Origin of the sequence: Paraburkholderia sp. Ac-20340 (assembly GCF_017104965.1) — a bacterium.
In the GTDB taxonomy this organism is placed as follows: Bacteria; Pseudomonadota; Gammaproteobacteria; order Burkholderiales; family Burkholderiaceae; genus Paraburkholderia.
This window is the reverse complement of the sequence record NZ_JAAGPR010000068.1, coordinates 1-10,887: the sequence shown is the minus strand read 5'-3', so window position 1 is coordinate 10,887 and position 10,887 is coordinate 1. Positions and strand designations below refer to the sequence as shown.

Annotated in this window: 7 protein-coding genes; 5 read left to right on the top strand and 2 right to left on the bottom strand. The window is 65.4% G+C overall.

Features of this window, described 5'->3' with window-relative positions; genetic code table 11:
- The coding region (locus tag G3N59_RS36580; RefSeq protein WP_277397968.1) for a DNA translocase FtsK at positions 1 to 3,599 on the top strand (3,599 nt) is incomplete at its 5' end.
- A 110-nt stretch (positions 3,600 to 3,709) separates the two neighbouring features.
- Here the strand turns inward: G3N59_RS36580 and G3N59_RS36575 are convergent.
- A complete protein-coding gene (locus G3N59_RS36575; RefSeq protein WP_241024843.1) occupies positions 3,710 to 4,879 on the bottom strand; it encodes a lactonase family protein in 1,170 nt (389 codons plus the stop codon).
- A 307-nt stretch (positions 4,880 to 5,186) separates the two neighbouring features.
- On the opposite strand from G3N59_RS36575, the gene G3N59_RS36570 reads away from it, so the two are divergent.
- From G3N59_RS36570 to phaZ, 3 genes are all read left to right on the top strand, one after another.
- Positions 5,187 to 5,336, top strand: coding sequence for a DUF3096 domain-containing protein (locus G3N59_RS36570; RefSeq protein ID WP_103701522.1), 150 nt, complete (start codon positions 5,187 to 5,189; stop codon positions 5,334 to 5,336).
- 241 nt (positions 5,337 to 5,577) lie between these two features.
- Positions 5,578 to 7,440 carry a glycoside hydrolase family 15 protein gene (locus tag G3N59_RS36565; protein ID WP_205987875.1) on the top strand — a complete coding sequence of 621 codons (1,863 nt, stop codon included), beginning with the start codon at positions 5,578 to 5,580 and terminating at the stop codon, positions 7,438 to 7,440.
- 344 nt (positions 7,441 to 7,784) lie between these two features.
- Entirely contained in the window at positions 7,785 to 9,065 is a 1,281-nt protein-coding gene (phaZ, locus tag G3N59_RS36560; RefSeq protein ID WP_205987874.1) for a polyhydroxyalkanoate depolymerase, read from the top strand.
- A gap of 156 nt (positions 9,066 to 9,221) precedes the next feature.
- Here phaZ and G3N59_RS36555 read toward each other — a convergent pair whose 3' ends face one another.
- The gene (locus tag G3N59_RS36555; RefSeq protein ID WP_205987873.1) at positions 9,222 to 9,854 is read right to left on the bottom strand and encodes a TetR family transcriptional regulator; all 633 of its coding nucleotides are present in this window, start codon (positions 9,852 to 9,854) and stop codon (positions 9,222 to 9,224) included.
- A 516-nt stretch (positions 9,855 to 10,370) separates the two neighbouring features.
- Between G3N59_RS36555 and rsxB the strand changes: the two genes are divergently transcribed.
- A partial coding sequence (gene rsxB / locus G3N59_RS36550; RefSeq protein ID WP_205987872.1) for an electron transport complex subunit RsxB occupies positions 10,371 to 10,887 on the top strand: 517 nt, incomplete at its 3' end.

Here is a 10,887-nt window from a genome sequence, read left to right as displayed (position 1 = left end):
TTGCGGGCAGCACGGCCGCACGCGCCGCCGCAGCCGCCGCGCCGCAGCCGCGTCAGACCCGCGCGCCGCGTCCGTTCGTGTGGCCGACGAAAACCACGCCGACCACCGCGCTGCGTGCGCCGTCCACGCTCAGCCCGCAGATTGGCGTACCCGTGAGCGCGCCGGTTGCGGAAGTGGTCGCCGCTACGTCCGCCTCCACGCCCGCCGCTACGCCCGCCTATTCGCGCCCGACGCCGCCCGCGCCCGCCGCCGAGCCCGCGCCGCTGTCGTCGAGCGTGCTCGAAACGCTGCGTTCGATCGAAGAGAACGCAGCGCGCTGGACCTCGCTGGCCGGCGCGAGCCTCGCTCGCCGCAATGCTCCGGATGAGATGGCTACGATCGCCGAAGCGCCGTTGGCTAGCGAAGTCAACACGCCTGACGTAGATGCCGAAGTGGCGACGCCCGCCGCCCACGCGCACTTCCCGATGAGCGCGCCGCAGATCGCGGTGCCGGTTGAAACGGCAGCGGCACCGCACGTCGAAACGTCTGCTGAGCCGCTCGCGCAGGCCGCATCGGACGTGCAGGAAAACGCCGCGTCGTTGTCTGAAGCGGTCGAGGCAGAGCCGGTGGTTGCGCCGACGCTGGCCGAAGAAGCAGAACCCGCGACCGCGCACACGCAGCACGAAGCCGACAACGCCCTGCCCGCGTTCCTGATCGGCACCGAGGAAAACGCGCCGGAGCCGAGCGAAGCCGCTGAGACGCAGGAACACGCTGATACATCCGCTCCGGCGCAAGTCAACTGGCCGAACTTCGACAACGGCATGCCGTGGGTCATGCTCGACGACGAACCCGCCGAGGAGGTTGCCGAGGAAGTCGAAGCCAGCAAACCCGAGCATGAAGATACGGTGGCTGCAGAGCCGGAATCGCACGCCGAAGTCGCAGAACAGGAACCCGCTCCGGCGATCGACGCGACGCAGGACGAAGAGCCCGTCGCGAGCGTCAGCAATATCGTCCGTTTCCCGCGCCTCGTGACGCAAACTGCGCAACCCGCGCCGGTAGAGCACGTCGAGCAACCGGAAGCCGTCGAAGAGGCCAGCGAGCCGGAAGTGGCGTACGAAGAACCGTTTGCGAGCGTCGAAACGCCGGAACCCGCAAGCGACGAGCCGCTGGCTGCACCGGTCGACATTTTCACGGCTGCGTTCAATGCGGCGCTGCCGTCGTTTATCGCCAAGGCAGCCGAAGAAGAAGCGAACGCCGCCGAGATCGAAGCCCCGGTTCAGGAAGTTGCTGCCGTTGCCGAACCGGTAGCAGAGGAAGCAAAGGAAGCAGCGCCGACGATCGAACCCGCTCCCGTCGAAACGGCCGCGGTTGAAACGGCACCGGTGTCGGCTGAACCCGCACACGTCGAACCGCAGGTGCCGGTGGTCGAAGTAGCGCGCCCGGCTCCTGCTCCGATTGAAGTCGCGCAACCTGTCGCAGCAGTTTTGAGCGCGGTGGCACCGCTTGCCGCCGCGGCCGCTTCGGTCGTTCCGACGGCTGCCAGCGCGGCGGTAAACGCAATCGCACCGGCCATCGGCGCAGTGCAGACCGTTGCGGCCGCAACGAGCGCGGTCACGTCAGCGCCAGCGCCTGCCGAACCGGCCCCGGCTCAAACACAAGCGCCGACGCAAACTACCGCCAGCGCTATCGAAACGCCCGAGGCAGAACCGGCCCAAACGCAGCCGCAGACCGAACCGGCCGCGCCCGCATGGCATCTTCCGGAAGTTCAAACGCCTGAGCCGTTCGCTCCGGTTGCGCCGCCGTGGGAGCAAATCGAACCCACGCCGTTGCCCGAACCGGTCATCCCCGATTGGCACCTGCCTGAAGTGCCTTCGTTCATTCCGGTTCCGCCCGCGCCTGTCACGCCGCCGTGGGAACATACAGCCACGCCGGTGCCCGCCGCATCGGCACCGCTCGCACCACCGGCGTTCACGCCGGTTGCCGCGCCTGCAGCACCCGCACCAGCGCCCGCAGTCGCGGCACCGCAAGCAGCACCGCAGCCAGCACCCCAGCCAGCCCCGCAACCCGCCCCCGAAGCCGCCCGCGCCCCCGTGCGCGGCCACGCGCCGACCTCGTTCGAATTCCAGCCGCTCAGCGCCTCGTCGGTCGAACTGCCGGGCTTCGAGCTACTGGATCGCGCCTCGACCGAAATCGAATACGTCTCCGAAGAAAAGCTCGCCGAAACCAGCCAGTTGATCGAGCAGCGCCTGCAGGAGTTCAAGGTGCCGGTCACGGTGGTCGGTGCATCGGCGGGTCCGGTGATCACGCGCTTCGAGGTCGAACCGGCGCTCGGCGTGCGCGGCAGCCAGATCGTCGGCCTGATGAAGGATCTGTCGCGCGGCCTCGGCCTCACGTCGATCCGCGTGGTCGAAACGATTCCGGGCAAGACCTGCATGGGTCTCGAATTGCCGAACGCCAAACGGCAGATGATCCGCCTCTCGGAGATCCTCGAATCGACGCCTTATCAGCGTTCGCAATCGAAGCTGACGATCGCGATGGGCAAGGACATCGTCGGCCATCCGATCGTGACCGATCTCGCGAAAGCGCCGCACATGCTGGTGGCCGGCACGACCGGCTCGGGCAAGTCGGTGGCGATCAACGCGATGATCCTCTCGCTGCTCTACAAGGCGAAGCCCGAGGACGTGCGCCTCATCATGATCGACCCGAAGATGCTGGAACTGTCGGTCTACGAAGGCATTCCGCATCTGCTCGCGCCGGTCGTCACGGACATGAAGCTCGCGGCCAATGCGCTGAACTGGTGTGTCGGCGAAATGGAGAAGCGCTACCGGCTGATGTCGGCCGTGGGCGTGCGCAATCTCGCGGGCTTCAACCAGAAGATCCGCGACGCCGAAGCCAACGAGCGCAAGATCGGCAACCCGTTCTCGCTCACGCCGGAAGCGCCCGAACCGCTCTCACCGCTGCCGATGATCGTCGTGGTGATCGACGAACTCGCCGACCTGATGATGGTCGCGGGCAAGAAGATCGAAGAGCTGATCGCGCGTCTCGCGCAGAAGGCGCGCGCGGCAGGCATCCACCTGATCCTTGCCACGCAGCGTCCGTCGGTCGACGTCATCACCGGTCTGATCAAGGCGAACATTCCGACGCGCGTGGCCTTCCAGGTGTCGTCGAAGATCGACTCGCGCACGATTCTCGACCAGATGGGCGCGGAATCGCTGCTCGGTCAGGGCGACATGCTGTTCCTGCCGCCGGGCACGGGCTATCCGCAGCGCGTGCACGGCGCGTTCGTCGCCGACGAGGAAGTGCATGCGGTAGTCGAGTATCTGAAGCAGTTCGGCGAGCCGGAATACGTCGAAGGTATTCTCGACGGCCCGGCCTCCGAAGGCGCGCCGCAGGATCTGTTCGGCGAGTCGCCCGAGGCGGAAGCCGATCCGCTCTACGACGAAGCCGTGGCCTTCGTGGTGCGTACGCGCCGCGCGTCGATTTCGTCCGTGCAGCGGCAATTACGCATCGGCTATAACCGCGCTGCGCGTCTGGTCGAACAGATGGAAGCGGCCGGTCTCGTCTCGCCGATGGGCATCAACGGCAGCCGCGAAGTGCTCGTGCCGGGCCAGGCCGAATAAGCACGGTGTAGGCGCCACGGCATCGCCGTCGTCAAACAAAAACGCCGCGTGGAGCTGATCCACGCGGCGTTTTTTTCATCGCAAGCCGGTTCGCACCGGCATCGACGATCTCAAGGCGTCACGAACTTGAAATCGACCGGCGAACCGATCTCGATCTTCTTCGGGTTCGCCGCCAGCAGACCGGTTTCCTGATCGCGGCGGAACACGTAGACCGTGTCGCTGTTCTGGTTGCCGACGATCAGCCACTGGCCGCTCGGGTCGATCGCGAATTCGCGCGGCGACTTGCCGAGGCTTGCCTGACGGCCCACGCGCTTGAGCTTGCCGCTCGTTGCGTCGACCGCGAAGATCGAGATGTCGTTGGCGTCGCCGCGATTCGACACGTAGAGGAACTTGCCGTCCGGCGAGAGATGCAGCGCCGCTGCGCCCACCGCGCCCTTGAAGCCCGGTTCCGCCAGCTTCTCGACCTGCTCCAGCTTCAGATGGCCGTCGTTGTAGTCGAACACGCTGACGGTGCCCGCCAGTTCGCTCGTGAGGTAAGCGTGGCGGCCATCGTTGCCGAATACCAGGTGACGCGGGCCGGTGCCGGCCTTCACGTCGGCGTAGCGCCATTCGGCCGGGCTCACCAGACCGCGCGTGCCGTCCGGCGTGTAGCGGTAGGTCCAGAGCTTGTCGGTGCCCAGATCCTGCGTGAACAGGTAGCGGCCATCGGGCGAGAACACCGTCGAGTGCACGTGCGCGTTGTCCTGACGCCCCTTCACCGGGCCGCCGCCTTCGTGATGCACGGTCAGCACCGACTGGCCGAGCTTGCCGTCCTGCTCGACCGGCAGCACCGCGAAGCTGCCGCCCGGATCGGCCGCCACCGAGTAGTTGGCGACCAGCAGGTATTTGCCGTCCGGCGACAGGCTCAGATAGCACGGGTCGTTGCCTTGCGCCGAGACCTTGTCGAGGAAGGTGAGTTGGCCGCTCGCGGCGTCGAAGCCGAAGGCGCTCACATCGCCGCGCGTGGTGGCCGGGCCGTTATCGCCGGGCAGTTCGTTCACCGCGTAGACGAAGCGCTTGTCCTTGCTGACCACCAGATACGACGGATTCACCGTCTTCGCGACGCTGACCTGCTGCGCGTCGCCGGTCTTCGAATCGAAGCGATAGACGTACAGGCCTTCGCTCTTGCCGCCCGTATAGGTGCCGACGATCAGGTCGTACACGCCGTTGCCGGCCACATCGGCGGACGCACCTTGCGCGAATGCCTGCGGCGCAGCGGCGGAGGCGGCGACTGTGGCCATGATGGCGATCCCTTTGATGATCTGATGAATGATGCCGCGCTTCGGGGTGCGCGGTGCACCGGACTTGCGCGACTGCACGGGCATGGCGATTGCGACTGCATGGCCTTGAAACATGTCGACCTCCTTTCTTCTTGTCGAACTGGCGAATCTGCTGCTGATCGTTTCCGCGCGGCATGAGCAAAACACAGCTGCCCGACGCCTGCGCGAGCACGGATCTTATGAGGGTTGGAAGCGAAGTATACGAGAGGTTGCGCGCCATCGCGCTGCCAGCGCGCAGCACGCGGCCTCGCTCACTACGGAGTGAACTATGAACATCCATGTCGCCATCGGCCCGCTCGTCGCGCTCATCGCCGGCATTCTGATTCTGGTCGTGCCGCGCCTGCTCAACTACATCGTTGCGCTCTATCTGATCATCATCGGGATCATCGGCCTGTTCGGCACGGGCGGACATTTCTGAACGCGCCGGATTGCTCCGCTCAAGCTCTCGCGCGCGCCCGTGAACGGCGCGCCGCGACCATTCCCGCACCCCTGTTTTGCGTGCGCTGGCGTGCCGTGCGCCGCAAAACGCGTTGCGCTTTCGCCCCCGCTGCCACTACTCTTGTGCGTGCATGCGCCGGGAAGCCTCTGAGCGCGCAGCCATGCCGTAGCGCCGTAAAAATCACACGAATCGCACCACGCACGCTGTCAATCTGCTTACCATGCCCGCACTTATCGAAGACTATGCATTGATCGGCGACGGCCACACCGCCGCGCTCGTGTCCCGCGAAGGTTCCATCGACTGGCTCTGCTGGCCGCGTTTCGACTCCGGCGCCTGCTTCGCGGCGCTGCTCGGCACCGAAAAGAACGGCCGCTGGCAGATCGCCCCCGCGCCCGCCGCCGACGGCACGCCCGCCAAAGTCACCACCACGCGCCGCTATCGCGGCGACACGCTGATCCTCGAAACCGATTTCGAAACCGCCGAAGGTGCGGTCACGCTGATCGACTTCATGCCGCCGGGCAACGGCTGGACCGAACTCGTACGCATCGTCGTGGGCCGGCGCGGCACCGTGCGCATGCAGTGCGAACTGGTGTTGCGCTTCGACTACGGCTTTTCCGTGCCGTGGGTGAGCCGCCTCGCCTACGAGAGCGGCATCAAGGCCACGGTCGGCCCGGACACCATCGTGTTGCGCACGCCCGTCGATCTCGAAGGCGAAAACATGCGCACGGTCGCCGAATTCGACGTCAAGGAAGGCGAGCGCGTGCCGTTCTCGATGGCCTACGCCGCGTCGCATCTGCGCCTGCCGCCGCCGCGCGATCCGTTCACGGCGCTCGCGCGCACCGAAAACTTCTGGGAAGAATGGGCCGCGCGCGGCACCGTCGAAGGCCGCTGGGCCGCGCCGATCCGCCGCTCGCTGATCACGCTCAAGGCGCTCGCCTACGAGCCGACCGGCGGCATCGTGGCCGCGCCCACCACCTCGCTGCCCGAGCAACTGGGCGGCACGCGCAACTGGGACTACCGCTATTGCTGGCTGCGCGACGCCACCATCACCCTGCTTGCCATGATGCGCGGCGGCTATTACGACGAAGCGCGCGCCTGGCGCGCGTGGCTCGGCCGCGTGATGGCCGGTTCGCCCTCGCAGTTGCAGATCATGTACGGCATCGCCGGCGAGCGCCGTCTGCCCGAAATCGAACTCGACTGGCTGCCCGGCTACGAAGGCGCGAAGCCCGTGCGCGTGGGCAATAACGCGGTCGGGCAATTGCAGCTGGATGTGTACGGCGAAGTCATGAACGCGCTGCACCTCGCGCGCGTGGGCGGCCTGCAAGCCGACGACACCGCCTGGTCGATCCAGTGCGCGATGCTCGAACACCTCGAAACGATCTGGACCGAGCCCGACGAAGGCATCTGGGAAACGCGCGGCGGCCGCCAGCATTTCACGTTCTCGAAGGTGATGGCGTGGGTGGCGTTCGATCGCTGCGTGCGCTCGGCGGAAAAATTCGACCTGCCCGGCCCGCTCGAGCACTGGCGCGAGATGCGCGAAACCATCCACGCACAGATCTGCGAGCGCGCCTTCAACGCGGAGCTGAACTCCTTCACGCAGATCTACGGCGGCACCGACCTCGACGCCAGCCTGCTGCTGATGCCGCTGGTCGGCTTCCTGCCCGCCGACGACCCGCGCATCGCGGGCACCGTCGCGGCGATCGAGCGCGACCTGATGTGCGAAGGCTTCGTGATGCGCTACCGCACCACCGAATTCAACGACGGTTTGCCGCCCGGCGAAGGCACTTTCCTCGCCTGCAGCTTCTGGATGGTCGATAACCTTGCGCTCCAGGGCCGCATGGACGATGCGCGCAAGATGTACGAACGGCTGCTCGGGCTCGCCAACGATGTCGGCCTGCTGGCCGAGGAGTACGATCCGGTCGCGGGCCGACTTGTGGGAAATTTCCCACAGGCCTTCTCGCACGTGGCGCTGGTCCACACCGGCCTGAACCTGATGCGCCACGAACAGGAAATGGCAGCGGAAACGGGCCATCCAGAAGGCATCCCGCCGATGGAAGCCGATTTCGAGGCCACCGCGTCATAGTTCACTGCGAGCCCGCCGCGAGCCAAAGCGCATAGTCAGGATCGCGAAGAGGTCAACGTGGGAATGCACCGACGCGTTTGTAGGAGGTGCGCTAAACTTGACTTGCTGCGTTGCACAACGTTCTGGGGTCCGATACGATGGTTTCGGCTGGATCGCAGTGCGGCAGCGTGGCGCGCGGCTAGGGCGTAGCGGCTGGTTTTTTCGCTCAAGCGGCGCGATGCAAAGCCGATATATAGCCTGACTGAAAGAGTCACAAGCCCGACCGATCAACAAGCGGGTCCGCATCCTCGTCGCGTTTATCCGCGTAGCCAGGATGCGATCCGGCCCCTGATGCTGGAGCATCCATGCTCTACCAAATTCGCGAATACCAGCGCGCATTGCTTAGCCCCCTTACCGCGTGGGCCCAGGCTGCTTCCAAGTCGTTTTCGAATCCGTCGAGCCCGTTCTCGCTCGTGCCGGGCGCCACGCGTCTTGCCGCCGGCTACGAACTGCTCTACCGGCTCGGCAAGGACTACGAAAAGCCCGAGTTCAATATCAAACAGATCGAAAAAGACGGTCATCACATCCCGATCGTCGAACAGACCATCGTCGAAAAGCCGTTCTGCCGCCTGCTGCGTTTCAAGCGTTACGCCGACGATCCCGCCGCCGTGACCGCGCTCAAGGACGAGCCTTCGGTGCTGGTGTGCGCACCGCTGTCGGGTCACCACTCCACGCTGCTGCGCGACACCGTGCGCACGCTGCTGCAGGATCACAAGGTCTACATCACCGACTGGATCGACGCGCGCATGGTGCCGCTCGAAGCGGGTGCGTTCCATCTGGACGACTACGTGGCGTACATCCAGGAATTCATCCGCCATATCGGCGCGAAGAACGTGCATGTGCTGTCGGTTTGCCAGCCCACGGTGCCGGTGCTCGCGGCCATTTCGCTGATGGCGAGCCGCGGCGAACCCACCCCGCTCACGATGACGATGATGGGCGGCCCAATCGACGCGCGCCGCAGCCCCACCGCCGTCAACTCGCTCGCCACCGAACACTCGCTCGAATGGTTTGCGAACAACGTGATCCATACGGTGCCGGCCAACTATCCGGGCGAAGGCCGCGAGGTCTATCCGGGCTTCCTGCAGCACACCGGTTTCGTCGCGATGAATCCGGGCCGCCACACCACGGCGCACTGGGACTTCTACAAGAGCCTGCTGCGCGGCGACGAAGAGGACGCCGAAGCACATCGTCAGTTTTATGACGAATACAACGCGGTGCTCGACATGGCCGCCGAGTATTACCTCGAGACCATCCGCACGGTGTTCCAGGAATTCAGTCTCGCCGAAGGCACGTGGGATGTTTCGGGCGAGCGCGTGCGGCCGCAGGATATCCGCGATACGGCGCTCTTCACGATCGAAGGCGAACTCGACGATATTTCGGGCTCCGGACAGACGCGCGCCGCGCACGACCTGTGCACGAGCATCCCCGAGCAGAACAAGCATCATCTGACTGCGGAAAAATGCGGCCACTACGGCATTTTCTCGGGCCGCCGCTGGCGCACCATCATCTATCCGCAACTGCGCGACTTTATCCGCCAGCATCAGCCGCACGCGAAGCAGCCGGTGAAGGAAACGGTCGTTGCTTGACGCTGCTTGACGTCGCTTGACGTTGCTTAAGGACAGACTGCGATCGACGCTCGATGGATGAGCGAACGCCGCGCCTCACAGGTCATGAGGCGCGGCGTTTTTTCTTTCGTACTGCCGGCTTGCTGCGCCGTGCGCGCGATCGGCGTTTATTTGCGCTTATTTGCGCATCAGGAACGCCAGCAGCATGTCCGTGTTGAGCTGGATGATCTCGGCGCGTTCCGCCGGCGCGCTGAAGTCGCGGCCGAGCGTGGCGTTGAGCGTATAGCGGTTGGACACGATGTAATAACCCATGCCCGAAAGCGTCACGTACAGGCGCAGCGGATCGATGTTCGCACGGAACAACCCCGCCGCTTCCCCGCGCGACAGAATGCTGCCAAGCGTAGCGACGATCGGCGAAACCATCTCGTGGATGCGCGTGGATTTGAGCATGTAGCGCGCTTCGTGCAGATTCTCGTTGTTCACGAGGCGCAGCAGTTCGGGATGATCGCGGTAGTAATCCCAGACGAAATGCGCGAGGCGCGTGATCGCCTCGACGGGTGCGAGGCCCGCGAGATCGAGTGCGCGTTCGGCTTCGTTGAGCGCGCCGAAAGCGTGCTCCAGCACGGCAGTAAACAACTGCTCCTTGCTGCCGAAGTAGTAATACAACATGCGCTCGTTGGTCTCGGCGCGTCGCGCGATCTGGTCGACGCGGGCGCCGAACAGGCCCCCGCTCGCGAACTCTTCCGCCGCTGCGAGCAGGATGCGACGGCGCGTGCCTTCAGGATCTCTTTTGATTTTCGGCTGATTCATGGTGGCAGGATCGCTCGATAGGCGCGCGGATTCCCGCTTGGCACTGCCGGGCCTCTCCAAAGAACCCATGTAGCGGCAGCGATCCACGGGGCGCGCCAGGTTAATGGACTGACACCCTTCGTTTTTCGATCTTCGTTTTGTTTATTTGCAGCCCGTCCGGAGCCCTCGTCCGGTGCCGCGTTTTAATGCCGTCCTGCATGCCGGATTCGCGGGTTCGCGCGTCAGACGCGGCGCATGGTGCGCTGCGGCTGGGCCCGAACTTGCGAATTAAGCGCTTTGATTATGGCACATGCCCTGCCGATGGCAATGCGGGAAATCGGCGATAATGCGGGCTTTGGCGCCGCACGTGCGCATCCCGGCATGCGCTGACGCATCTGGGTCCGGCAAGCGCCGCCAGGCGCTGCGTCCGCGCGCGTGTCTGCCTGCCCCGCTTTGCCAGCTTGTGCCCGCCTGCCGCCGTCAGCCACGCTTCGTGAGCGCTGATGGCGCACCCCGGCCAGCGTAGAAATTGCGACCGTGAACGATTCCAAGACACTCGCAGATCGCATCGAAGATCTGCTGCCCCAGACCCAATGCACCAAGTGCGGCTACGACGGCTGCCGGCCCTATGCCGAAGCCGTCGCCGCCGGCACCGCCAGTTATAACCAGTGCCCGCCCGGCGGCGCCGAAGGCGTCGCGCGTCTCGCGCATCTGCTCGGCAAGCCCGTCATTCCGATCAATCCCGATAACGGCGTCGAGCGGCCACGCCCCGTTGCGTTTATCGACGAGCAGGTCTGCATCGGCTGTACGTTATGCATGCAGGCTTGCCCGGTCGATGCGATCGTCGGCGGTCCCAAGCAGATGCACACCATCGTGCGCGATCTCTGCACGGGCTGCGACCTGTGCGTGCCGCCCTGCCCGGTGGACTGCATCGCGATGATCCCCGTGACCGGCGCAGCCACCGGCTGGGACGCCTGGACGCAACAGCAGGCCGACGACGCGCGTCTGCGCCACGACCGCCATCAGGCGCGTCTGGCCGCCGAGCGCGACGCCA